This window comes from Ruminiclostridium cellobioparum DSM 1351 = ATCC 15832, assembly GCF_000621505.1.
In the GTDB taxonomy this organism is placed as follows: Bacteria; Bacillota; Clostridia; order Acetivibrionales; family DSM-1351; genus Ruminiclostridium; species Ruminiclostridium cellobioparum.
In genome coordinates this window covers 134,073-158,904 of record NZ_KK211289.1, presented here as the reverse complement: position 1 = coordinate 158,904, position 24,832 = coordinate 134,073, and the positions used below count along the sequence as shown (strand labels likewise).

General features: G+C 41.4%; 19 protein-coding genes. 11 read left to right on the top strand and 8 right to left on the bottom strand.

What is annotated here, in order from left to right; translation table 11 throughout:
• Positions 1–22: 22 nt before the first annotated feature.
• The 5 genes from T344_RS0120090 to T344_RS0120070 all read right to left on the bottom strand — a co-directional run bounded on the left by T344_RS0120090 (position 23) and on the right by T344_RS0120070 (position 6,678).
• A complete protein-coding gene (locus tag T344_RS0120090; protein ID WP_004623737.1) occupies positions 23–262 on the bottom strand; it encodes an AbrB/MazE/SpoVT family DNA-binding domain-containing protein in 240 nt (79 codons plus the stop codon).
• A gap of 358 nt (positions 263–620) precedes the next feature.
• Complete coding sequence (locus T344_RS0120085) at positions 621–2,972, bottom strand: AraC family transcriptional regulator (protein ID WP_027630168.1); 2,352 nt, start codon at positions 2,970–2,972, stop codon at positions 621–623.
• A 215-nt stretch (positions 2,973–3,187) separates the two neighbouring features.
• The gene (locus tag T344_RS30010) at positions 3,188–4,756 is read right to left on the bottom strand and encodes an extracellular solute-binding protein (RefSeq protein WP_027630167.1); all 1,569 of its coding nucleotides are present in this window, start codon (positions 4,754–4,756) and stop codon (positions 3,188–3,190) included.
• A gap of 64 nt (positions 4,757–4,820) precedes the next feature.
• Positions 4,821–5,702, bottom strand: a complete 882-nt coding sequence (locus tag T344_RS0120075; RefSeq protein ID WP_027630166.1) for a carbohydrate ABC transporter permease — start codon at positions 5,700–5,702, stop codon at positions 4,821–4,823.
• 13 nt (positions 5,703–5,715) lie between these two features.
• On the bottom strand, positions 5,716–6,678 hold the full coding sequence (locus T344_RS0120070) for an ABC transporter permease (RefSeq protein WP_242842115.1): 963 nt from the start codon (positions 6,676–6,678) through the stop codon (positions 5,716–5,718).
• Between the two features lie 848 nt (positions 6,679–7,526).
• Here T344_RS0120070 and T344_RS0120065 point away from each other — a divergent pair.
• Positions 7,527–8,156 (top strand): nucleoside recognition domain-containing protein, encoded by a 630-nt coding sequence (locus tag T344_RS0120065; protein WP_027630164.1) that lies wholly within the window; start codon positions 7,527–7,529, stop codon positions 8,154–8,156.
• Positions 8,157–8,170: 14 nt separating this feature from the next.
• Positions 8,171–8,701 carry a spore maturation protein gene (locus T344_RS0120060; RefSeq protein ID WP_027630163.1) on the top strand — a complete coding sequence of 177 codons (531 nt, stop codon included), beginning with the start codon at positions 8,171–8,173 and terminating at the stop codon, positions 8,699–8,701.
• Between the two features lie 7 nt (positions 8,702–8,708).
• Here T344_RS0120060 and T344_RS0120055 read toward each other — a convergent pair whose 3' ends face one another.
• Positions 8,709–9,767 (bottom strand): DUF2600 family protein, encoded by a 1,059-nt coding sequence (locus tag T344_RS0120055; RefSeq protein ID WP_027630162.1) that lies wholly within the window; start codon positions 9,765–9,767, stop codon positions 8,709–8,711.
• 162 nt (positions 9,768–9,929) lie between these two features.
• Between T344_RS0120055 and metG the strand changes: the two genes are divergently transcribed.
• From metG to T344_RS0120035, 4 genes are all read left to right on the top strand, one after another.
• Positions 9,930–11,933, top strand: a complete 2,004-nt coding sequence (metG, locus tag T344_RS0120050; RefSeq protein ID WP_027630161.1) for a methionine--tRNA ligase — start codon at positions 9,930–9,932, stop codon at positions 11,931–11,933.
• A 144-nt stretch (positions 11,934–12,077) separates the two neighbouring features.
• A complete protein-coding gene (locus T344_RS0120045; RefSeq protein ID WP_027630160.1) occupies positions 12,078–12,845 on the top strand; it encodes a TatD family hydrolase in 768 nt (255 codons plus the stop codon).
• A 37-nt stretch (positions 12,846–12,882) separates the two neighbouring features.
• Positions 12,883–13,596, top strand: a complete 714-nt coding sequence (locus T344_RS0120040; RefSeq protein ID WP_027630159.1) for an MreC domain-containing protein — start codon at positions 12,883–12,885, stop codon at positions 13,594–13,596.
• Positions 13,597–13,789: 193 nt separating this feature from the next.
• Entirely contained in the window at positions 13,790–14,902 is a 1,113-nt protein-coding gene (locus T344_RS0120035; protein ID WP_051572092.1) for a 3D domain-containing protein, read from the top strand.
• Between the two features lie 183 nt (positions 14,903–15,085).
• Here the strand turns inward: T344_RS0120035 and T344_RS0120030 are convergent, their stop codons facing one another.
• Complete coding sequence (locus tag T344_RS0120030) at positions 15,086–16,657, bottom strand: helix-turn-helix domain-containing protein (RefSeq protein WP_027630157.1); 1,572 nt, start codon at positions 16,655–16,657, stop codon at positions 15,086–15,088.
• Positions 16,658–16,861: 204 nt separating this feature from the next.
• Here T344_RS0120030 and T344_RS0120025 point away from each other — a divergent pair, with 204 nt between their 5' ends.
• Positions 16,862–18,868 (top strand): methyl-accepting chemotaxis protein, encoded by a 2,007-nt coding sequence (locus T344_RS0120025; protein WP_027630156.1) that lies wholly within the window; start codon positions 16,862–16,864, stop codon positions 18,866–18,868.
• 790 nt (positions 18,869–19,658) lie between these two features.
• Here the strand turns inward: T344_RS0120025 and T344_RS0120020 are convergent.
• Positions 19,659–20,444, bottom strand: a complete 786-nt coding sequence (locus T344_RS0120020) for a helix-turn-helix domain-containing protein (protein WP_027630155.1) — start codon at positions 20,442–20,444, stop codon at positions 19,659–19,661.
• 224 nt (positions 20,445–20,668) lie between these two features.
• On the opposite strand from T344_RS0120020, the gene T344_RS0120015 reads away from it, so the two are divergent.
• From T344_RS0120015 to T344_RS0120000, 4 genes are all read left to right on the top strand, one after another.
• On the top strand, positions 20,669–21,334 hold the full coding sequence (locus T344_RS0120015; RefSeq protein WP_027630154.1) for a ThuA domain-containing protein: 666 nt from the start codon (positions 20,669–20,671) through the stop codon (positions 21,332–21,334).
• A gap of 84 nt (positions 21,335–21,418) precedes the next feature.
• Complete coding sequence (locus T344_RS0120010) at positions 21,419–22,522, top strand: Gfo/Idh/MocA family protein (protein ID WP_027630153.1); 1,104 nt, start codon at positions 21,419–21,421, stop codon at positions 22,520–22,522.
• A gap of 574 nt (positions 22,523–23,096) precedes the next feature.
• Positions 23,097–23,591 (top strand): cation:proton antiporter regulatory subunit, encoded by a 495-nt coding sequence (locus T344_RS0120005; protein WP_027630152.1) that lies wholly within the window; start codon positions 23,097–23,099, stop codon positions 23,589–23,591.
• 26 nt (positions 23,592–23,617) lie between these two features.
• Positions 23,618–24,832, top strand: a complete 1,215-nt coding sequence (locus T344_RS0120000) for a cation:proton antiporter (RefSeq protein WP_027630151.1) — start codon at positions 23,618–23,620, stop codon at positions 24,830–24,832.

The following is a 24,832-nucleotide window of genomic DNA, read 5'->3' as shown; positions in this document are numbered from 1 at the left end:
GTGTAAGTATTTTTGTAAGTAATTATTTCTTTAATTCTTTCATACAGTCAGGACAGATATTCTTGCCTTTGTATACTTGTACGTCTTTGGCATTTCCGCAGAAAATACAGGCTGGCTCGTATTTCTTTAATATAATAGTAGATTCATCAACATAGATTTCCAAAGCATCCTTTTCGGCAATATCAAAAGTTCTGCGCAATTCAATAGGGAGAACAACCCTTCCCAATTCGTCAACTTTTCTTACAATTCCTGTAGATTTCATAATAATGACCTCCTCATTAATACACTTCATATTTCGACAAACTTCGTTATTATAATACCATAAATTCCAATAAACGTCAACGCTCATTTTGTAAAAAATTAAAAAAATTTTAAAGTTATACAATTTCAAAAACAGTGATGAACAGAGGGTTTGGAGGAATAACCCTGCTAAAAGCATTTATATTACATTTTTATGAACATTTTATTAATAAAATAAAATTACAAAGCTTGAAAAATAATACTGGGAATTTAACAGCAAAAACCGAAAAAATTCGACAATTGTTCGACAAAAAGTGCACAGAATTTTCGACATAAAAACAGGCGTTCAATAGCCAGCCGCCTGCTTTTTAACGACTATTTTACAAATTATTGGTATTCATATTCCGGTACTGGGAGGTGGTTATTCCATATTTTAATTTAAAGGTTGTATAAAAATAGTTTTTGTTTTCCCAGCCTATTTCATCCAGTATCCCTGTTATGCTCATTCTGCTGTTGTCCATATACTCCACAGCTTTTTGAAGTCTTACCTCGGTAAGATAGTCTGCAAAAGATTTGGAATAGGCTTCTCTGAACATTTTTCCAAGGTAATCCCTGGAGATATGAAGTCTGTTGGCAACCGCATCCTGGCAGAGACATTTGTCCATATATTCAGTCTCAATAATGTATTTTACTTTTTCAACCATGCTGCTCTTTTTCTTAAAACGTTTGTTTTCAATGGTATCGGTGATTGCACTGAAGAGATTAACCACTCTTTCATTTATTTCGTTCAGGGTTTCAAGAGTGATAATTTCACTTATATAGCGGTTTGAATCAAAGGTGATCTTCTCATATCCCCTGGCCTCCAGATCGTTGAATTTTTTGATAATAAGATAGGAGAGGTACAGGACATAGGAGTTTATTGTTTCATAGGAATAATCGGTTATGTATTCAATTATCCTTCCATAGGCTTCGGTTGAATCTCCCAGCTTGCCGTTGTTCAAAGCTTCATCCAGCTTTTGTTCAAGGTGAATGGGATGTTCGAAGGCATTGGATTTGAGCCTGAAAATAACCTCGGGCAGCAACAGGCATTTATACCCGTAAACCAGCCTGTACCTGGAAAGCTGCAGAGTGAACCTGCAGCTCTCCGATAAATCTGCCAGATTGACCGGTTCAATATGCAGTGCGGCAGACAAACTGATATTGAGGTTTGCATGGCACCAGTCCTGGATCTCTCCTACAATATCAAGCACATTTGACTTGCGTGTATCGGGCTCTGAATTGTCCGCCTCCATTAAAAGCATGATATTTTTATCATCCAGCTCAAAACATTCATTTCTAAAATACTTCTGGGCAAGCTCACCTGCCACGTTGCAGATTGCAAACCTGAACAGTTTCTGATCCTCTACCGTCAGATTCTGGGAGAAGGAGGCATAGTGATCAATGCTGAAATTGCAAAGCAGAAAATTACCGCCCATATTAAGATTTATTTTGTACTTCCCGAATACCTCTTCGGTTTCAGCCCTGTCTACCGACTCATCGATCAGAAGTCCTCTGAGAAAATCTGTTCTTTTAATAATGTAATTCTCATAGCTGACCGACTGCATATTTCTGGTTTTTTCAAGGGTCTCTGTAAAAATGTCGGTCAGGAAATCAAGTTCATTCTTGGTCTTTTCCATTTTCACATCGGAAAGCTGCTGAACCTTTCCCAGCATACTGTTAATGGGATGATACAAATACTTTGAGAGGAAATAGGACATCAGAAAGCCGAATACAACTATAGCAACACAAAGTATATACAGATTTGTTTTCATTTTGTTGATATCTTTGAAAATCTGATCGTACGGTGTTATATTGACAAATTTCCAATCCAGTACATCGGAAGCGACATAAGTGACAACCACTTTCCTGCCGTCAGCCGTGTCGATAAAGCAGCCATTTTTAGCTTTGCTGTTTAGGATTTTGCTGACGTAGGTCTTGGCTTTTAAATCACTGAAGGCCGTGCCGGGATTGGAGCTTGCAATAACATAGCCCGAACTGTTTATGATGACCGTATCGCCGCCGGTCAAGGCCCCCTTTGTGTTCAGGGTGTTGATCAAACCATCCAGGTACTGTGAACTCAAATTGATTATTATAGCACTCAGGATCTCCTTGCCGTCAAGGGAGTAGTCAGCCATAATATAGGTCAGTACATTCATATATGTTTTGTCGGGGCTGTTGTCAAAATCCACCGGTATTTTACGTAACAGAGGAGTTGATGTGAAGATTTCCCCGCCGGGAATTTTGTTGTTTTTGATTGTATCTACGATATCAGAATCGATAAAGTCGTCGGAGGAGCTGTAAAAGCGCCACCAGGTGGAATAAAAGGTGTTGATCTCCCTGTTGTATATGTAGATTGAATGTACATTGCTGGACTGGATAGCCAGAGCCTCAAGGCCCGTTATCACCTGATAGGCATCTTCCGAACTGGTGTACCTGCCGTATCTTAATACCGAATAGTCGGTATTGGAATAGATATATGCAGCAGTGTTCCTGGCAGTATCATCAAGGTAGGTGGCGCTGTAGCTTATTTCGGATAATATGTTTTTATTAGCTTCATACTGCATTTTCAGTCCAACATTTTCAAAGTTAAAATAAAATACAAAGGATAAGGTCAATATTATTACTAAAACAAGAATGGTTATATACAAAAACATTTTTTTATAAAAAGAATGCTTATATATCCTAAGATTCATGATTCTACCTCAATAAACGCCCATAAGCTGGAAAATAAGAAATAAACTCTCATTATTAGTTAATTATATAGCATTGAAGGGCAAGCTTCAATCTATTTATCAATCATCAGCCGGAATTGAAAAAACTAATAAATAGAGATGGTACCGGCATAAACTGCAAGTACCATCTCTATTGAATGGATACTAAATGAATACTGTTAGAATGAAAAGTGATCCTATTTGGCTTTCCACTCATTTATCTGCTTCTGCATTTCCTTCTGTACATCTTCAAGACCGGCTTTCTTGAGTCTTTCCTGATAGGCGGGGAACTTGGCGAGGTCCATATTGCCTGTATTCCATATGCTCTTATATTCGTTGAAAATAGCTGTCAATTGGGCTATCTGGGTTTTAACGGGGCTGTTGTCAAAGGTGAAGCCGTTTATAGGTGAAACTACACAGTTATCTGTTGCCTTTTTCTGCGCTTCAACCAGTGCAGGCCTTTCAGGCAGGTTGCTGTAAAGCATCCAGGGATCTCCGAACATCCACTCCATGTTGGTCCTGTAGCCATTGGTCTCGTCCGTGACGCCGTCCGGATTCTTGATGATTTTTATAATTGGGTCCTTATCATCAACAACCACATAGTGCTTGCCTTCAATACCAAAGCCCAGCAGATTGAGCAATTTAGGATCGGTGTTGGACTGCTCAAGCAGCATAACCGCCCTCTCGGGATTTTTTGAAGTACTGCTTACCGCAACACAGCTCTGGGTAATATTTGTTGTGTTAAGGAGGGGCTTGGAGCCGAGAGGAACAGCCACCATATCAAATTTGAATTTCTTTTCATAGTCTTCCAGCCAGCCGGGGACATAGCCGCCGATTTCTGCGGCGTATTTCTTGGTCATCATTTCAGGGTCATCGTCCTTGATGGAAACAGCATCCTTCCTTATGTAACCCTCCTGGTTCCATTTGCGGAGGAGTTCCCGGTCATGTATGCTTTCAGGCTGATCATCGGTATTTACAACCGTGCAGCTCTGGTCGTCAAATTTGACGCCTAATGACGGAACACTTACGTCAGGCTGGTCGAACCAGTAGTTGAACAGACCTACCGTTCCGTTTCCGCCGGCCATGCATAGAGGAGTTATACCCTTTTCATTAGCCAGTATCTGGTCAAAGAATGGTTCAAGGTCCTCATATTTTTTAAGGGAATTTACATCAAGCTTGTATTTATCCACAAGATCCTGCCTCAGATACACGGCACCCTGTGCACCAAAGCCACTCATATTGTAAGGGATGCCGTAGAGCTTTCCATTGACCTTGCAGGCATCAAGGTATTTTGCATATTTCTCTTTAACCTTGGGAGCATATTGATCTAACAGACCGGTAATGTCGGCCCAGGCACCCTTGCCGGCATTCTGTATGAAGTTAACCTGCCAGTTGGCAGTAAAACATAGATCGAATTCATCCCCTGTTGCTATCATTACGTTCATTTTCTGCTCGTATGCACCCCAGTCGAGATAGTTTATTTTTACTCTGCAGTTCAGGCTGTCCTTCAAATAATCAGCAACTGCGTCTTCGACCAGTGCCGTATCTTTTTCGGGAGTTCCTACGACATACCAGGAAAGCGTCACAGGCTCCAAAACTGGTTTTGAAGTATCGGCAGCACTGCCGGAGGCGGTCTCTGTCGCCGAAGCGGCCGAACCGGAAGCGCTATTTGAAGCCGAACTGCCAGAGTCTCCGCAGCCTGCGAACAATGATACCGAAAGTGCCAGACCAAGAGCAAGACTTATTACCTTTTTCGCCTTGTACATTTAAATGTACCTCCTCTAAATAATATATTTTTATATAATAACTGAATAAAATCAGTTAATAAACCTAACCTTTGACGGCTCCGACGGTCAGTCCCGACACAAAATACTTCTGGACAAACATGAATGCAAAAATGATGGGACCAATTGCCAGGACTGCCATTGCCATACGGGCGTTCTCTCCCGGGAGGGCGGCTGTGGATATTTGCCCCTGCAGAGGACTTAAACGCATGGCGTTAAGATTTTGCATTATAAGGTAAAGCATATATTGAAGGGGGTTCAGATTGGCGTTGTCAATATACAGCAATGCCAGCCACCAGTCATTCCAGTACTGCAATACAATAAAGAGACCTACCGTTGCCATAGCAGGCAGTGACAGGGGGAGTATGATCTTGAATAAGACATTTATTTCACTTGCCCCTTCAATTTTGGCACTTTCCACCAGTGAGAAAGGTATTTCGGAAAAATAAGTTCTCAGCAGCAGGACGTAAAAGGGAATGATCAAATAAGGCAGTATGAGGGCGAAAATGTTGTCCTTCAGGTTCAGTACCTGGGCTACAATTATGTAGCTGGGCACAAGTCCTCCGTTAAACAGCATGGTAAAGAACAAATACAGGGAGATTTTTCCCCTGTGGGGAAAGTCCTTTCTCGACAATACATATGCCAGACAGGAGGATATGATCAGACTCACTACGGTGCCGATCAGAGTCACTACGATTGTGACTCCGTAAGCCCTTGCAATTTGAGTGGGATCAGCCATTATGTACTTGTAGGCCAATAGTGTGAAATCTCTTGGGAATATGGAATACCCGTTCTCAATAATCATCTGTTCTTCGGTAAATGAGGAAGAAACGACTATTAGAAATGGGATGAGGCAACATACGGAAAATACGGATAAAAATATATTAATAAAGATTTTTGGTATTACACTGCCTTCTCTGCTTTTCATGGATATCCTCCTATCAGAATAATGCTCGTTCAGGATTTATTTTTCTTACGAACAGGTTGCTTGCCAATACCAGCAGGAAGCCGACAAATGCCTGATAAAACCCGGCTGCCGAAGCCATTCCAACATCTCCGGAAAACTTCAGAGCCCTGAAAACATATGTATCTATGACGTTGGTTGTGCTGTACAGACCGCCGTTATCAAGAGTTACGTTGTAGAACAGGCCGAAATCGGCAAAGAAAATACGCCCTATTGACATTAATGTAAGTGTTATGATCAGCGGAGACAAAAGCGGAAGGGTTATCCTTGTGACCTGCTGAAACTTGCTTGCCCCATCGATGGTAGCAGCCTCATAAAGCTCTCCGTCAATACCCATAATTCCGGCCAGATATATGACGCTTCCGTAGCCCACGCCCTTCCAGAGGTTCACTATGGTAAGGATGGCAGGCCACAGCTGGGGCTCATTGTACCATTGTACCGGCTCCATACCGAAGGAGGACAGTATTGAATTGATCATACCCATATCATAGCTCAGCAGCGAATAAACGAAGTATGAAACAATGACCCAGGAAATAAAGTAGGGTAGAAACATGGCAGACTGATAAAATTTAACCAGCCATTTATTATTTACTTCGTTGACCAGGAGTGCTATCAGGATTCCTCCGACGGTTCCGGTCAAAATAAATAAACTGTTTAAAAATAATGTATTATATGTAATGTTCCAGGCATCCCGGGTAGAAAAAAGATATTTGAAGTTGTCAAAGCCCACCCATTTGCTTCCCAGGATTCCATCGGCAATTTTATAATCTTTGAAGGCCAGGATTACACCAAACATGGGGAGATAGTTGAAAACAAAAACGATGGCGATTCCCGGAAGGGCCATCAACCACAGCCATTTGTGGGTATTTAAATCCTTCAGGAATTTATTGCGGGATTTTAACGGTTCTCTGTTTTGCTTAAGATATAATTGGGATTCCACGATTTCTGCTCCTTTTCAGTTGGATTTTCTGTGACTGTTTTATACCAAAAATTAATCTCGTGTTCATGACGGTAGATCACAGCATAATTGTAATTAAGAATTGAAAAATTTTGAAGTTTAAATTTAAGAAGTGTCTTTATTTTTCAGTAAAATCCATATCTAAAATTCAGAAGTTTGAGGTCAGGCAATACATCTATATTTTGAATAAATCCATGTGGGATGTGCTGATAGAGCGGTATTACAGGTATAACCTGACGCGTTTGTGTCAGTTGATTATCTCAATTTTGTAAGTGAAAATTGTTTTTGATTATACAGGTACTTCCGTACTAACTTCATAAAATAGGGACGCTCCCAAAACAATTGTGATAAATTGTATCGCCTCATTTAAAGCAGTTTTGCCGTCGCTCAAACTCGACATCCTGTCTCGATTTGAAGCTCAAAGCAGCGTCCTGCTGCTTTTCCGGCAAAACCGCTTTACCTTTGGCGACAATTTAACACAATTGTTTTTAACCGAGCATCCTATTTCATGAAGTTGTAGTCGCGTACCTGTATAATCAGTACACAACGTTTAACTGTAAAATTGAGAGTAAATTAACGGGCACAAAGAGTAATTTGATTGGTTTTTCTCAATGGATTGCCTGTACAAATTCCGGCAACCGCTTTTACCGTGCTATTCATGGTTGTGAAGTTGTACTCGCGTACCTGTATAATCGGTACACCACATTTAACTGTAAAGTAAACCAACCGGCACAAAGAGTTAAGTTATTTGAAAACATAAACAGGGCTCTGTCCACATATATAATAAGAGGAAACTAAGGAACCGTGCATTTTTGGGACGTGGAGGAAAAATGCTTAATTATATATGGATGGGTTTGATGCTGATAGGCTTTGCCGTGGGAATAATAAACGGAAGGATAGACCAGGTTACAAAAGCTGCCATGGATTCTGCACAGTCGGCGGTGACGGTATGTATAGGACTTCTGGGAGTGATGTGTCTCTGGACAGGTTTGATGAAAGTAGCCGAAAAAAGCGGACTGGTTACCGGTATCAGCAGATTTGTAAGACCTGTGATGACCTTTTTATATCCCGATATACCCAGGGATCATCCTGCCCTGGGGGCCATCGTAATGAATCTGGTTGCCAACTTCCTGGGTTTGGGAAATGCGGCAACCCCGCTTGGAATCAAGGCCATGAATGAGCTGCAGTCCTTGAACCGGGACAAAAAAACCGCCACTGACTCAATGTGCATGTTTCTGGTCATGAACACTGCGGCAATACAGCTTGTACCGGCAACCATAATTGCCTTGCGGACTTCCGAGGGATCAAAGAAGCCTGCCGAAATAATCGTCTGCATATGGATAGCCTCGGTATGTGCCACAATAATGGGAATCATAGCTGCCAAGCTCCTGTCAAAGGTATGGAATGAGGGGCAGACGGAACCGGGCGGCTCCGGAAAAGCCGCAAAGCACAAACGGTAGGTGGAAGGTAAGCCATGGGGATTATAAGACAAATATCTGATTATGCAATACCTGCAATCTTCATTATAATAATACTTGCGGCTATACTCAGGAAAGTTAAGGCCTACGATTTATTTATCGAGGGAGCAAAGGACGGCATAGAAACCGTCATTAAAATAATGCCCTCCCTTGTAGGACTGCTGGTGGCGGTGGGAGTGTTCAAGGCCTCCGGGGCCCTCGACCTGCTGATCATTTTGCTGCGTCCCCTGATCGACCTGTTGGGGATGCCTCCTGAGGTGGCTCCGCTGGCGCTGCTGCGCCCCATTTCGGGAAGTGCCTCGTTTGCATTTGTAACTGAGATAATAAAAGCCTTTGGGCCGGATACCTATGAGGGGCGCGTTGCCGCCACCATGATGGGGTCTACCGAAACCATCTTCTACACACTTGCGGTATATTATGGCTCGGTAGGTGTAAAAAACATAAGATACACACTGATAGCTGCAATAATGGCTGATATTATCAGTGTCATAGCATCACTCTGGGCCTGCCGTTTTATTTTCGGATAGATAATTCCTAAAAATACTTTTTTGCTCTGAGAAGGTTGACGGCTGAGGAATAGAAAAACATTCCCCGGCCCCCGGCCTTCAGCAGCGCCTTGCTGGTAATGGCATTCATACCTTCATTTGCTTTTGGGTGGGTAATGTATATGCTCAGGAGCAGTTTGACGGTGGAACGGACAAGCTTTGGATTGGATGCCTTCATTCTCAAGGCTTTTTTCATAAGGAAAATAATTCTGTTCTCATACTCTTTGAGATTCTCATAATAAAAATCGTAATTGATGTTTCCCGAGGATAAATCATCATTATAATTGATATAACCTTCCAGTATTTTATGAATGCAGCATATCCATGGAAAAAAAGATATGTTGAAGCTTTCAGCCTTTTGTTCTGTCAGATCCGGATCAGTTGCAAGGGCCAGCAGGAGCTGTATGCTTAAAGTTGAGTCAACTGCCATACAGAATTCCCAGCCCGACAGTTCAGGATACTTTTGACCGTGAGCAGAGCTCCAGTTGGTAAGGTTCACTTCTTTCGCATTATCCTCCGAGGAGAACTTTGTAATCTGCAAATCAATGAAAAGTGCCAGAAAAGCCGACAGTTGATCGCGGATTACATCATAGGACGGCAGAGTGCGCATTTTCTGACGGCACTTTTCTACAAGTATGGTGAGATAGCCGCTGTCGTCCTTTGAGGGGAAGAATGTAAAATACTGTTCATATGAGTCGTTTCTGAGATTTAATGCATCTTTTAAGGAAGAAAAGATCAGCCTCAAAAAGGGTTCGGTACTTGTAGAGGAATGCATGCATATGGTGTTCAGGTATTGAAGGATGGCCTGGAAAGAAGTAATCACATCCGCAGCCATTGGTATATCAACATTCGGATACAACATGCATATGGAGGAAACTGCCGAATCAAACCTGTTTTTCTCAAGGGCTTCCCGTGCGTTTGACTTAATGGAGAGCTTGCGGATACGCTTTGTGTAGCCCCAGTTTTCTTTAACTCTTTTTTCAACAATTGGATATATATAATTTTTGTATTTATTTGAATATTTCAAACTTCTTATAAAACTTATCATTCGGAATATTCTCCTTGAAAAATTGAAAACAAATATGTATAGTAGTAATGAGTACTAACTATAAAATTATACCATGTTGGGGAACAATTAAATAACATAATACATTAAGTTATTATCTATTGTTGCATATATTGCAATTTTAGTAACAAATGAGGAGGAAAGATGTCTAAAAAAACTTATTATATTTCGACGCCAATTTATTATCCAAGCGGAAAGCTTCACATAGGACATTCATATACAACTGTTGCAGCTGATGCTGTTTCCAGATACAAGAGGCTAAAGGGCTATGATGTAATGTTTTTGACAGGAACCGATGAACACGGGCAGAAAATACAGAGAAAGGCCGAAGAAAAGGGAATAACCCCGAAGCAGTATGTGGATGAAATCGTGTCAGGTATAAAAGACCTGTGGAAATTGATGAAAATAACCAATGACAGATTTATCAGGACCACCGACGACGAGCATGTAAAGGCCGTTCAAAAAATATTCAAACAGCTGTATGACCAGGGAGATATTTATAAAAGTGAATACGAGGGCTGGTACTGCACACCCTGCGAATCCTTCTGGACAAAGACACAGCTGGTTGACGGCAAATGCCCTGACTGCGGCCGTGAGGTTGAACTGACAAAGGAAGAGAGCTATTTCTTCAAACTGTCAAAATATCAGGATAGATTGATCAAACATATAGAAGAAAATCCCGAATTCATACAGCCTGTATCCAGACAGAACGAAATGCTGAACAACTTCCTCAGACCCGGTCTTGAGGATATTGCGGTTTCAAGGACCACTTTCAACTGGGGCGTTCCGGTTTCCTTCGACGACAAACATGTGGTATATGTGTGGATTGATGCCTTGTCAAACTATATAACTGCATTGGGCTACTCGGCGCAGGACGATGCTCTGTTCCGCAAATACTGGCCTGCCGACGTTCACCTGGTTGGAAAGGAAATCGTGAGATTCCATACCATAATATGGCCTGCAATGCTTATGGCACTGGATCTGCCGCTGCCGAAACAGGTCTACGGACATGGCTGGCTGCTGCTTGAAGGCGGCAAGATGTCCAAATCCAAGGGAAATGTTGTTGATCCGCAGATACTGGTAGACAAATACGGATTGGATGCCATCAGATACTTCCTCTTAAGGGAGGTTCCTTTCGGTTCTGACGGAGTATTCTCCAATGAGGCTCTTATTAACAGGATCAACTCCGATCTGGCCAATGATCTGGGCAATCTGGTAAGCAGAACTGTGGCAATGATAGATAAATATTTCGGGGGCTCGATTCCTGAAAACAAGGTTTCAGGTGAATTTGACAGTGATCTCATAAGCCTTGTAAAAGAAACTCCTGCAAAGGTGGAGGAACTCCTTGACAAACTGCAGTTCAGCACTGCTCTGTCGGAAATATGGAAGACAGTGTCCAGAACGAATAAATATATTGATGAGACAATGCCATGGGTTCTGGCAAAGGATGAAGCAAACACTCCAAGATTGGCACAGGTGATGTACAATCTGGCAGAAACCTTGAGGGTCATAGCCATCCTCATACAGCCCTTTATGCCTGAAACTCCCGAAAAGATATGGAACCAGCTGGGCATAACCGACAAAAGCCTGGTGGAATGGGATAAAGCCGGGGAATGGGGAGTATATCCGGTGGGAGCAAGGGTAAACAAGGGAGATGTTATCTTCCCGAGGATTGATTTGAAGAAAGAGCTTGAAGAGATAGAAAAAATGTCTGAAAATGCTGCGGAAGCTGCAAAGTCGGCTGAACCTGCAAAAGCTAAAGAGCCGCAAAAGACTGCAAAAGCGGAGCAGGCCGTTAACCAACCCGCAGATGAAACCAATGCCAACCTGATAACCATTGACGATTTTACCAAAGTCGATCTCAGGGTGGCCAGAGTGTTGGAGGCCGAAAAAGTTGAAAAGGCCGACAAACTGCTGAAAATGAAACTGCAGGTCGGTGAAGAGGTCAGGCAGGTGGTATCCGGAATAGCAAAATACTATACCCCTGAGGAAATGGTGGGAAAAACCCTGATATTGGTAGCCAACCTGAAGCCTGCAAAACTCAGAGGAATAGAATCCCAGGGTATGATACTGGCGGCCTCGGATGAAAACGGCCTGTCTCTGGTAACCATAGACAAAGACATGCCAAGCGGAGCACACGTTGGCTGACAGAGCCTGGGAGTGTCACACTGAACAGTTTTGAAAAGGAACCTTAAGGCTAATCCTGTCATATAGATATTAGGAAGTACTTTTCATAAATTTGGAAAATACTATGGTATATTCGATAATTATTGAAATAAAACGGGTGATAAATTGATTTTTGATACACATGCACATTATGATGATGAGCGCTTTGACGAAGACAGGGATTCTTTGTTGAAGCAGCTCCATCAGGAGGGGATTTCGTATATATTGAATGCCAGTGCCAGCCCCGAATCTCTGGAGGCAACAATGGAGCTGGCAGAAAAATATCCCTTTGTTTATGCGGCTCTGGGAATACATCCCCATGATGCCGAAAAAATGAATGAGGACATTATGAACAGGATCCGGACCCTGTCGAAAAATGATAAGGTTGTGGCCATAGGTGAAATAGGTCTGGATTATTATTACGACAATTCTCCGAGAGACATACAGAGATATTGGTTTGAAAGGCAGATAGAGCTGGCCAAGGAGCTCAGGCTTCCCATAATCATTCATGACAGGGATGCACATGAAGACACTGTCAATATATTGAAAAAGACGGATGTTAAGCAGGTGGGAGGAATATTCCACTGCTTTTCAGGCAGTGCACAGATGGCAATGGAAATGCTTAAGCTGAATTTATATATTGCCGTCGGAGGAGCTGTCACCTTTAAAAATGCCAGAAAAACCGTTGAAGTTGTAAAAGCTGTTCCTCTGGAAAAACTTTTGGTTGAAACAGATTGCCCATATCTATCTCCCGAACCTCACAGGGGAAAAAGAAACAATTCGGGTTATTTGGTCCACATTATTCGAAAAATTGCCGAGATTAAGGAAATAAGTGAGTCTGAAGTTGCCGGGATAACACTGATGAATGCGAAAAAGGTATTCGGATTGAAATAAAATAATAAGTCTTAATTGATTCTCAAGGAGAGGAATTATGAAAAAGTTTATTATTGTTATTGTGTTTGTATTTCTGATCGCAATACTTATTTCTTTTAATTATTTGTTGTGGGACAGGGAAAAACAGCTGGAAAGCTTTCAGGACCTGAGCAATGCCAAAAACCTGAGTATTGATACTCTCGGTGAAAAAATCAACAATCTTGACAAGCAGAACAAGGAGCTGGCAGAAAGGGTTTCTTCCCTGACACAGGAAAACTCCGACCTGAAAAGCAGCAATTATAAGCTCATTGCCGAAAGCCAGCAAGTCCGGCAGGAAATGGAGGCCAATAAGGCATTTATCAGCCTGCTTAAAAGTAATATGAACGCTGAACCATTTGAAGCAGCTATAAAAAAATGGGTTGAAGCTGTTAATTCAAGAAATTTTAAAGCCGCCCATACTCTTGTAAGCAAAGCATCCAGGGATGAAATCCTCAGTGATGAAGAAAAATTCAAAAAAACCTACCAAAGTGAAGTCAAGGCCATCAGGCTTAAGTCATCAAAGCTTTATAACGAATTGACCGATGACGAACATCTTGCCAAAATTCAATTTCAAGTAGTCTTTGAGATTGACAAACCTGAAGCATCCTCAGAAGATAAGGAAGAGATACCGCAAGTCCTTTTTAAAAGCGGTGAAAATGAAAAATACATTACCATGGAATTAGACAGTGAAGCAGGGGAATGGCGTATTTCCGAACTGTCGGATAAGCCATAGCTGCGGGTTTCGGACTTTTTTCAGGCATAATTAGTGGTTCAGAATAATATACTAAAATCCAGTTAATAATTGTTAATAAGGGAACTGTTTGGAAAATCTATGCCATTAATAGGCAATAAATTTGACAAAATTATACGCTTAGCATAAAATATTCACAGTCCCTTTGAATATTTCTAACAGGAGGTTAGTATTTATGATACCGATTGCGAAGAATATTAAAAGGTATTTTTCACAAATGAATTTTCGTGGTTTTGGCAGAAAGAAGCACGGAGATTTATTCAAGATCAGATCATTGGATATTGCAATAATCAGTATTGCCGTTGTTATATCCGTTACTGCCGGTGTCTTTGTATTTAATGGGTTGAAAAGACACGTAGTAATCAACGACAATGGACATGAGATTGCAATAAAGACAATGAAAGCAACAGTGAGAGAGGTATTGGAGCAGACAGGCGTAACAGTTGCAAAGGAAGATTTTGTCAGCATGCCGTTTGACTCAAAGCTAGGGAGAATCCAGGAGAACAGAATTGAGATAAAAAGAGCTGTACCTGTTTCAATTATTGTGGATGGGAAGGAATTAAGTGTTAAAACTTATAAGGATACTGTCAAAGAGGTACTAAACGACAACGCTATCAGCGTGGATGAAGACGATAAGTTCATCAAGTCCCAATTGGGGGACAGAATTGTACCTAATATGGATATTTCAATAATTCGGGTAGATGAAAAGACAGTAAAAGAGACTTCTCCCATACCATTTAAAACAATTACAAAAGAAAACAACAGACTGGACAAAGGACTAAAAAATACAGTTAGAGAAGGAAAAGAAGGCATCAGAGAGAAGACATATACTGTAGTTTACGAGAATGGAAAGCAGACCGCCAAACAATTGATCAAGGATATTGTTGCAGCAAATCCGCTGGATAAGATTGTTGAAGTCGGTACGGTTTTAAACTACAAGACATCGAGAGGTGATACACTAAGATATTCAAATGTTATGAATATGAAGGCGACCTCATATACGGCTTCTTTCGCCGATACCGGTAAGCACCCCGGAGATCCGGGCTTTGGTATTACTGCCACCGGCGCAAAGGTCAAAAGAGGGATTATAGCAGTAGACCCAAGAGTTATTCCACTGGGAACCCGGGTTTATGTCGAGGTTCCGGGAGCTGCAGCTGACTATGGATATGCAGTTGCTGCCGATGTAGGAGGAGCGATAAAAGGAAACAAGATAGATGTTTATCTTGATTCCAGCTATGCGGTGGACATATGGGGGGTAAAAAAAGTAAAAGTTTATATACTTAAATAGCAGTTTGATTTTAAGTGTGTAAACAAATAAAAGTATTAAAGGGACTGTTTGAGCTGATCCGGTTTGTGGGGTCGGCTCATTTTCTATCCGCGTATCCGGAGAAACCGGACTGTGCCGGACTGTGCCAGCCTGTGCAAAGTCCGATGCCGGGTTGATAGCCCAACCAGGTCACTTTTCTGCGGCTTACAGTTCTGCGGCCAGCATATCTAGCTGATTTTGCAGCCAGGCAATAACATCACTTTTATCTTTATTCAGTGGGGCTATATGATCCCAGAGGTCACAAAAATATTCTTCAAAGGCTCTCACCAGCATAGGCTCCTCTATGGATAGCCGGACCTGGGGTTTGCCGCTTGCGGGTTTGAAAGCCTCAAACTGTACCGAATGCCTTTCCTTGACCGTACAGTATAAATCATTTATTATCAAGGTGCTGTCACCATCCGGGGATAAGAAAGCAATATTATAGTTGCTGAACTTTTGAAGGATATTTATTATATTCTGCAGGATTTCAATAATATCCCTAACCTTCAGCTCAAGGACTTCAACTCCTGAATAAGTGTATAGATAAAGCTGCCTGTGGCAGATCAGCTTTTTTATTGTATCCACAGGAAATATATCCTTATGCCAGTAATTCTGGATATTAGAGATGATTGTATTAATCTGCCTCTTGTGATCCTTCAAGTACATCTGGATTGCCTCAGAAGGCATATTTTTACTTCCCATGAGCTTTTTATACAGCTTCTCAGGCAGAAAAAACTTACTTAGCCCATAATTGTAAACATAGCGGGTACCCATATTTTCTTCACTTTCGGTCAAAAGACAGAAATAGTCTGCAGACATATCCTCAGGATAGTACTTAATGAGCAGTTTTGCATAATTGGACAGAAGCAAATTAAAGTAATCCTTTAAAATATTGACGGCAGCTTTACTTTCCAGGTAAAAGGCACAACTTATTTCCGAAGTTGGATTTGTGGAAAAGCATGAAAGTGCTCCGATATCGGAAATGATACATAGTTCTCTTTCTGCTGCAAAAACACCGTATTTTTTAAAATAATACAGATTAAGTCTCCCCGTTTTCATGAATGGCAGTATGAAATTGATGAACTTTAAAGTCCTTGAGGTATTATTGGTTAATCTCAATAAAAACACCACATCCCATCCGTTATTTATGGTTCTCAATAAAAGCTCCTTAAACTGTGTAACTTTATTATTTGGCAGGGTATGTAAACCCAAGTCACTGTTAAAGGTAAGGAAAACAGTTTTATCTTCCTGCTGGGTCTGGTTCACGGCAGTTTCAAGCAGAGAGATGGCTGCCGAAAGTATATTACTGATTCCAAAAATAATTTTATCCTTGCTGGATAAGGCCACTGCATTGCTAAGACTCTCCTCTATATTTGCCCTGTGGATTTTACTTTCTTTTTTTTCAGCTTTTTTACACTCAAAGGAATAACCCTGTGACTCTCTTAGCGTTATCCTGATTTTCTCCTGAAGGTCAACTACTGCCCCGGTATCCCGGCATACCTCTAAAAGAATATTATTCAGCTGTTCCAATTGAGTGGAGTTATGAACATTTTTGGACAGGTATTCCGAAATTCTTTCAATATAGAGTGTATTATAAGAAGGAACTCTTTTTCCATGAATCCAGCGGTTAACAAGCGAGTTGTCAACATTGATTGCCTTGGCCAGTCTATTAATACTTATATCTAAAGCCGATAGAATTAATTTCAGGCATTCACCGAATTTAATGTTGGTTGCCATGGTTTTCTCCTTAAATCAGTAGTGTATTTACTATATATCAATTAAAACGATTGTTCTCTATCTTCAAATATTTGTCATAACCACGGCTTTGACAAATTTTGATAATATATTACAAATAAAGCCTTACTAATATATCATAAGAGATAAGTTGTCAAAAAAAATATATTGAGATAGTGATTTGTGGCACATTATTTGGAGGTATCTATGTTCAAGCTAAAAAGTATTAAAACAAAGCTGGTTCTATTTTTTGGAGCATTATTGTTGTTTATTTGTACAGGACTTGGAGTTGCAGCAGATATGGTTTCATCCGGAGCATTGAAATCCACTATAAATGAATCGCTGGCTCAAATGTCCAAGGAGGCCGCAAAGGTTATACAGGCAAGGGTTGATGTTCAGCTGAGTGTTTTGGAGGCATTTGCCGAGACAGATTACATAAAAAATGATACCACATCATATGACGAAAAGCTGAGATTGATGGAAAACGAGGTAAAAAGAAGCGGCTATTTATATATGATGCTTGCAGATATGGATGGCAATGCAAGATATACCAACGGTAAAAATTCCATAATTGCGGACAGGGAATATTTTATAAAGGCAAAAGCCGGTGAAAGAGCCGTATCAGACCCTATTGCAAGCAAAACAAATAATAGTCTGGTAGTGTGTTATGCAGTTCCGATTAAAGAGGGAAATACCGTAAAGGGGGTATTGATTGCAGTCAGGGATGGGAATGAATTGAGTTCTCTTATCGATGACATACAATATGGAAAAAGTTCGGAAGCTTTAATGATCAGTAATTCAGGGACTATAATAGCTCATCATGATAAAAATCTTGTCTTTGATATGTATAACGTTTTTGAAGAAGCAAAAAAAGATCCGCAATTAAATGGACTGGCCCAATTGACAAAGCAAATGGCTGAGAGAAAATCAGGAGTCGGGGAATATCATTTTAACGGTGTTACAAAATACATGGGCTTTTCTCCGGTGCAGGGCACTGCCTGGTCGTTGTCCATAGCGGCTCCGGAATCCGAGACCATGGCCGAAATAAGTAAATTGGCCGTAATTATAGTTGTGCTTTCAATTGTATTCATGTTGGTAAGTCTGGTAATTACACTATTGATTGCAGGAAAGATTTCAAAACCTATAAAAACGGCTTCAGATTATTTGAAGGTTGTGGCTACCGGGGACTTTTCGGGTAATATGCCTGAGAAACTGTTAAAAATGACAGATGAAACGGGTATCCTTGCCAACTCCATCAATACCATGCAGCAAGCTGTAAAAAATATTATCATTGAAGTTGCCGATGAGTCCTCCGAGGTCAGCAAGCTGCTGGTTACAATAAATTCTGAAATGGACAGGCTCAACAAAAATATAGAAGAAATTTCGGCGACAACGGAAGAGCTGTCAGCAGGTACCGAGGAGACTGCATCGTCCACAGAAGAAATGAATGCAACCTCTCTTGAAATTGAAACGGCAATTGAGGCTATTGCCACAAAAGCCCATGAGGGAGCACTTACCATAAATGACCTGAATAAAATGACTGAGGATATGGAACAAAATGCTGTTTCCTCAAAGTCCGATGCCGTATCGATATATGAAAAGACCAAAAAGGATTTGCAGAGTGCAATTGAACAGGCTGAAGCTGTAGACCAGATAAACGAACTGTCTGAAGCTATCCTCGAAATAACCTCCCAAACAAACCTGCTTGCCTTGAATGCGGCCATTGAAGCTGCAAGGGCAGGGGAAGTGGGAAAAGGCTTTGCGGTGGTTGCCGATGAAATAAGAAAACTTGCCGAAGGCTCCAAGAACACCATTGCGAGGATACAGGAAATTTCCAGAATAATATTCAAAGCGGTGAAGGAACTCTCGGCCAGCTCGGGAGAGATCATGGAGTTTATTGACAGGAAGGTTCTGAACGACTATGATTACCTGGTTGCTTCCAGCGGACAATACAGCAAGGCTTCAACAAGCATAAACGATATGGTAACCGACTTCAGCGCCACTTCCCAGGAGCTTCTTGCTTCCATGCAGAGTATGGTAAAGGGAATAGACGAAATAGCCAATGCCTCCAATGAAGAGGCGCAGGGTGCTACAAACATTGCAGAGGCGGCATCAACCATAGCCCTGATGTCAAACGATGTCATAAAGATGGCAGGGGCGGCAAAAGGGAAATCGGAGATTTTGATTAAAGCGGTCTCACGGTTTAAGGTGTAGGCAGCAGAAGTTGTTAATGATCATACCGGTACTTCCGTACTAACTTCAAGCAGTGGAGTGCACACAAAGTGCTTGCTTGAAATAGTAAGGGTTCAAAACAAGTATTTTCTTGCCGTCGCAGCGACTCGACCATCCGGGTCTCGCGTACTGCTCAAAGTGACGTCCTGTCACTTTGACGGCTGAAATACTTGTTTTTCACCTACAAATTTCAGTAAGCACTTTTATCGTGCACTCCATTGCTTGAAGTTGTACTCGCGTACCGGTATGATTATCATAAACAGTTCAACTGCCAGGCCGGTATCCGTCAATGGGATGCCTGAGTAGAAGAATTTGCTTGAAACGTGCAGGTTTGCCCAAGTACATGGTGCCGGCAAATTTGCAAACTGGAAAGCATACCGAATTTAACCGGGTTGGCAGGTACATCGGGTCTAAGTTAACGTGTTGTGCTAATTGAAATTGTCTTTTGCTTTACGGATAGATTTAATTAGAATCAACTGGTAACGCGAGGACAACTTCATGAAATAGATGCACGGTTAAAAACAATTGCGATAAATTGTCGACGAAGGTAAAGCGGTTTTGCCGGCAAAGCAGCAGGACGCTGCTTTGAGCTTCAAATCGAGACATGATGTCGAGTTTGAGCGACGGCAAAAACCGCTTTATAATGAGGCGATACAATTTTCGTAATTGTTTTTGGTGCGTCTATTTCATGAAGTTAGTGCGGAAGTTACCAGTTGATATAAAAAATTACACAGGTAAAGCAAATATGGAATAACTGGCACAACGGGTTAAGTTAGCGCAGATGCTGTTTTCTGTACTCCCTCGGAGTGATGGAGGTAATATTCCTGTATGCCCTGTTGAAGGTTCTCAAGGTTTCAAAGCCGCTTTCCAGAGCAATCTCGGTTATCTGCCTGTCTGTGGTTAAAAGCAGATGATTTGCGTAATTTATCCTCAATTCATTTATATATGTGTCAAGCCTGAGACCTATGTTATTTGAGAAGACCCTCGACAGGTAAAATGGGCTTATATCAAGTTCTGCAGCAATGGAATTAAGATTTATGGCATTGAGGTAATTCTGCTGGATATAGTTCAGTACCTTCTCCACCAGATTCACCGATACCTCCTTATTTACTTTTTGCAGATTCAAGAGTTCCAGCAGTCTTGCTACTGCGATATAAAGATATCCTGTGGTGATACCGGGATTATTGCCCGACTGTGTCTCACTGAATATGCTGCTGAGGCTGGAATAGACTTCTCCGGGGATACTCGGCCCCGGAATCCGGCATTCGGCAGCCTTGCAGGTTGAAAATATATTTTTATACAGGGGTAGCAAATCCCCATTGAATATTAAAATATAATAGTGACTCTGGGATATGGTTTTATAGCCATGAATTGTATTGGGGAAAGCAAAACTTACATCTCCTCCATGCAGAACCTGCTGTTTGGAATTGACCGTCAGCTCTATTTCACCTTCTAATAAATACAGTATTTCAAGTTCTTTGTGAATGTGCGGAGGAAAAGTCATATTACTTCCCTGCCAGCAATATAAATGACTGGATTTATTTTCATAAAAAATCATTTAAGCCTCCAATCTGCACTCCATATAATTCAAAACCATGCACATTTTGATACAATTCTGCATCATATTAATATATTATATCTTACTGCAATAATTGTCTACTTTTTATAGCCTTTTTACTTTTTTTAGAAGCTGCAAAAGCATAATATGTTTTTAACGGATATTTAGAATTTAATCCGGACAATAAACTGCGGGTTGATTGACCGGGAGATGGGAGAGATTTTATGAAGAAAAGGGCTATGATTGTACGGGGCGGATGGGATGGACATCAGCCTGTGGAAGTATCTCTGGTGTTTGAAAAACTGTTGAAGGGTGAGGGCTTTGAAGTTGATATCTTTGAAGACCTGAGTGTTTTTGAAAGCCTGGACACAATAATGGGATACTCTTTGATTATACCTGTATATACAATGAGCGAAATCAAGGAGGAATATGTCGGAAACATCTGCAAGGCTGTAGAGAGCGGTATCGGACTTGCAGGCTGCCATGGCGGGATGTGTGACTCCTTCCGCAACAGCACCAGATGGCAATTCTTGACTGGTTCCCAATGGGTGGAACACCCGGGAAATGACGGTATAGAGTATGAGGTCAATATCGTCGGTGCAAGTTCCAGTCCTATAGTTGAAGGGCTTAAAGATTTTAAAGTGAAAACGGAACACTATTACCTGCATATTGATCCGGTTGTAAATGTTCTGGCAACCACGAGCTTTCCGCTTGTCCCGGGACCTCACAGCACCAACGGTCCCGTACTTATGCCCGTTGCCTATACAAAAAAATGGGGTGAGGGCAGAGTATTTTATACTTCTCTGGGACATCATGCCGATGTATTTGATGCACCTGAAGCCGCTGAGCTGATGAAACGGGGATTTTTGTGGGCCAACAGGCTTATATGAAAGTATAAATCATAAAAAAACAAGTATAAAAAAATAAATGAGCATTGGCCCGATACGGTTTAGTCAATGCGAACGGAGGCCGGTATGGAGAAAGTTAAAATTGGAATAATCGGATGCGGAAATATCAGCGATATTTACCTGCAGAACCTGACTTCAGCTTTTGTCAACACCCAGGTATGGGCGGTCTGTGACCTGGTGGGGGAGAGGGCTGCGGCAGCTCGGGAAAAATATAAAATCAACAGGATATGTACCCTTGAGGAAATGCTCAACAGCGATGAAATTCAAATAATTATAAATCTCTCAACTCCAAAGGATCACTTTGAAATTTGCAGGCGTTCCCTGGAGGCGGGCAAGCACACTTATGTTGAAAAGCCTTTGTCGCTCAAAGTTGAGCAGGGACTGGAACTTGTGAAACTCGCAAAAGAAAAAAACCTGCTGCTGGGCTGTGCGCCTGACACCTTTCTCGGTGCAGGCCTTCAAACCTGCCGCAAGGCAATAGATGACAGCCTGATCGGGGATGTCACAGGCGCTACGGCTTTCATGGTCTGCCACGGACATGAGAGCTGGCATCCCGACCCTGAATTTTATTACGATTTCGGCGGAGGTCCCATGCTGGATATGGGCCCGTACTATATGACAGCTCTCGTTTCTCTCATTGGTCCGGCCAAAACGGTAGCCGGAATGAACTCAATAACCTTCAAGCAGAGAACCATTACAAGTGAGAAGAAATTCGGAAAGGTTATTGATGTGAAGGTTCCCACCCATGTGGCCGGAACGGTGGAATTTAAAAATGGTGCAATTGCCACGGTTATAACCAGCTTTGATGTATGGGGAAGCACACTTCCCAGAATAGAGATATACGGTTCAAGAGGCACGCTTCTCGTTCCCGACCCCAATACCTTCGGAGGGGATGTAAAAATTCAGACCTACTTCCAGGACGGATTCAGGGAGCTTCCGCTGACACATATATATTCCGAGAACAGCAGAGGTCTGGGTGTGGCAGATATGGCCGACGCTATCTGCAGCGGCAGAAAAAATATAGCAAGCGGTGAACTGGCAGTCCATGTCCTCGAGATAATGCAGGCATTCCAGGAGAGTTCTGAAAAAAGAAGTTTCATTGATCTAAAAACGGAATGCTCCAGGCCTGAGGCATTAAAAATCGGGCTTGTCAAAGGGTTTGTCAGATAATCAAAACAGTAAAAGTAAATAGTGAACACAATAAAAAGCCTGCCTGTAAATAATACTATAAAACCGGATAGTTTATTTATGGGTATGGCTTTTTTAACATTTTACAAAAATTTGAAGAGGAGTTTTTACACGGCGGTTTTGTTACCTGGGCAATAGTTATAAGTCAAAGTTTGTTCTGGACAAAGATAACGTAAGATAACACGAGATAATTAGTGAGAATTGAAGATATATAATAAAATTGATAAAATTTTAAATAAATTCTTGAAATTCTGCACAAAATCGTGTTAAAATGGGTTTGAGATACTTCTGAAATTATATAATTTCTAAAATTTTATCTTTTAAAAAATTTAAAATCTATTTAAATCAAAATTATTAAATAGTGTCCACACACGTACAGAAAAGACATTCAATGCCATATCTGGAAGGGGGTGAACATATGTTTGTCAGAATGCTAAGGCAGCATAAAATAAAAACTGAATAAAAAAGCGGTCAGAAGTGAAGTCTATTTTTTAGCACTTGTTTTTTGATCGCTGGTATACTTCAATGTTAATACACAAAATGGAGGTACTTAGTCATGACCATTAGAGAATCTGATTTGCCGAATATCGGAAAAAAATTCGAAGTAGAGGTTCAGGAAGGAAATAAGCTGGTTATTGTGGTACATGATGACGGACGACGGGAGCTGTATCATTTCTATCACAATGATTATGAGAACTGTGCTTCAATGGTAACCCTCGATGACAATGAGGCACGGAATGTTGCTGCAATAATAGGAGGACTGGCATACAAGCCAAAGGCCCTTGAAACGGTTGATGTGTCTTTGGGAGACCTGATAGTTGAGTGGTACAAAATTCAAGCCGGTTCAAAATGCATCGGTAAATCCATTGGTGAGATGCAGGTAAGGAAGACGACGGGAGCGTCAATTATCGCCGTTATGGAGAAGGGGCAGAAAAAACACATAAATCCTGGTGTTGACTACGTATTTTCAGCTGAGTCCACCATAGTTGTAGTCGGGGAAAGAAAGCACTTAAAAGTGCTTAAAAATTATTTATTCGGAGGAGAAATATGAAAGTATAAACATCATAGGGAGGTAGAATGGATACATTAGTTTTTGAAATTGGTTTGGCAATAACACTGATAGCCATAGTGGGGTTTTTATCAAATAAACTTAACTTTTCTGTAATCCCATTTTATATATTGATAGGTATGGCTGTGGGGCCTCATGCCCCGAGCTTTGGTATTATTGATTTAAAATTTATTGAAAGTTCTTCATTTATAAACTTTATGGGCCGGTTGGGCGTGTTGTTCCTATTGTTTTATCTGGGTCTGGAGTTTTCGGTAACACGTCTCATCAAGTCGGGCAAGTCTATTTTTATTGGCGGTACGGTTTACGTCCTGTTAAACTTTTCTTCCGGGCTGCTGCTTGGCTGGATTATGGGCCTCCCCATCAAGGAAACCATGGTAGTGTGCGGTATCATGACCAGTTCCTCCACCGCAATAGTAGCAAAAGTTCTCATTGACCTGAAGCGTACCGCAAATCCTGAAACAGAAATTATCATGGGAATGATAATGTTTGACGATCTGTTCATAGCTATTCACATATCCATATTATCCGGGCTGCTTCTCAGCGGATCAAATTCAGTCTGGGGAGTACTGTCTACATCACTTGTGGCGCTTTTCTTCATACTGGCCATACTTATAGGCGGTAAAAGGGTGATGAAGTATATTGACAAATTGCTTAACATACAGTCGGCCGAGCTTTTCCTGCTGGTGGTTATAGGTGTGTTGTTTCTGGTCGCCGGATTTTCCGAAACACTGCATGTGGCCGAAGCAATAGGTGCCTTGCTTGTGGGGCTTATTATGGCCGAATCGGTACATGCCAAGAAGATCGAACACAATATACTGCCTTTTAGAGACTTCTTCGGCGCAATATTCTTTTTTAACTTCGGACTTTCAATAGACCCGCTGTCACTGGGCGGCGGTGCGGTTATGGCGGTTGTAGCCGCTATTCTCACCATTCTGGGAAATATAATTGCCGGAATTTTCTCGGGACGTATGTCGAAAATATCCAATCAGGCTTCGGCCAATATTGGTTTTACTCTTTCGGCCAGAGGTGAATTTTCAATAATCATGGCCAATATGGGTAAGGCAGGCGGGTTGCTGCCGGTACTCCAGTCCTTTGTTGTAATATATGTACTGATTCTGGCTATTGTTGCTCCGCTGCTTACAAAAGAATCAAAGAAGATATATAATCTCTGCAATCTTATTTATCAAAAGATATCCGGCAGACAAAAAAATATTCCTTCTTAA

Coding starts and splice junctions, on each gene's coding strand:
- T344_RS0120090 (WP_004623737.1), bottom strand. CDS start 262: ATGAAATCTACAGGAATTGTAAGAAAAGTTGACGAATTGGGAAGGGTT.
- T344_RS0120085 (WP_027630168.1), bottom strand. CDS start 2,972: ATGAATCTTAGGATATATAAGCATTCTTTTTATAAAAAAATGTTTTTG.
- T344_RS30010 (WP_027630167.1), bottom strand. CDS start 4,756: ATGTACAAGGCGAAAAAGGTAATAAGTCTTGCTCTTGGTCTGGCACTT.
- T344_RS0120075 (WP_027630166.1), bottom strand. CDS start 5,702: ATGAAAAGCAGAGAAGGCAGTGTAATACCAAAAATCTTTATTAATATA.
- T344_RS0120065 (WP_027630164.1), top strand. CDS start 7,527: ATGCTTAATTATATATGGATGGGTTTGATGCTGATAGGCTTTGCCGTG.
- T344_RS0120060 (WP_027630163.1), top strand. CDS start 8,171: ATGGGGATTATAAGACAAATATCTGATTATGCAATACCTGCAATCTTC.
- T344_RS0120055 (WP_027630162.1), bottom strand. CDS start 9,767: ATGATAAGTTTTATAAGAAGTTTGAAATATTCAAATAAATACAAAAAT.
- metG (WP_027630161.1), top strand. CDS start 9,930: ATGTCTAAAAAAACTTATTATATTTCGACGCCAATTTATTATCCAAGC.
- T344_RS0120040 (WP_027630159.1), top strand. CDS start 12,883: ATGAAAAAGTTTATTATTGTTATTGTGTTTGTATTTCTGATCGCAATA.
- T344_RS0120035 (WP_051572092.1), top strand. CDS start 13,790: ATGATACCGATTGCGAAGAATATTAAAAGGTATTTTTCACAAATGAAT.
- T344_RS0120030 (WP_027630157.1), bottom strand. CDS start 16,657: ATGGCAACCAACATTAAATTCGGTGAATGCCTGAAATTAATTCTATCG.
- T344_RS0120025 (WP_027630156.1), top strand. CDS start 16,862: ATGTTCAAGCTAAAAAGTATTAAAACAAAGCTGGTTCTATTTTTTGGA.
- T344_RS0120020 (WP_027630155.1), bottom strand. CDS start 20,444: ATGATTTTTTATGAAAATAAATCCAGTCATTTATATTGCTGGCAGGGA.
- T344_RS0120015 (WP_027630154.1), top strand. CDS start 20,669: ATGAAGAAAAGGGCTATGATTGTACGGGGCGGATGGGATGGACATCAG.
- T344_RS0120010 (WP_027630153.1), top strand. CDS start 21,419: ATGGAGAAAGTTAAAATTGGAATAATCGGATGCGGAAATATCAGCGAT.
- T344_RS0120005 (WP_027630152.1), top strand. CDS start 23,097: ATGACCATTAGAGAATCTGATTTGCCGAATATCGGAAAAAAATTCGAA.
- T344_RS0120000 (WP_027630151.1), top strand. CDS start 23,618: ATGGATACATTAGTTTTTGAAATTGGTTTGGCAATAACACTGATAGCC.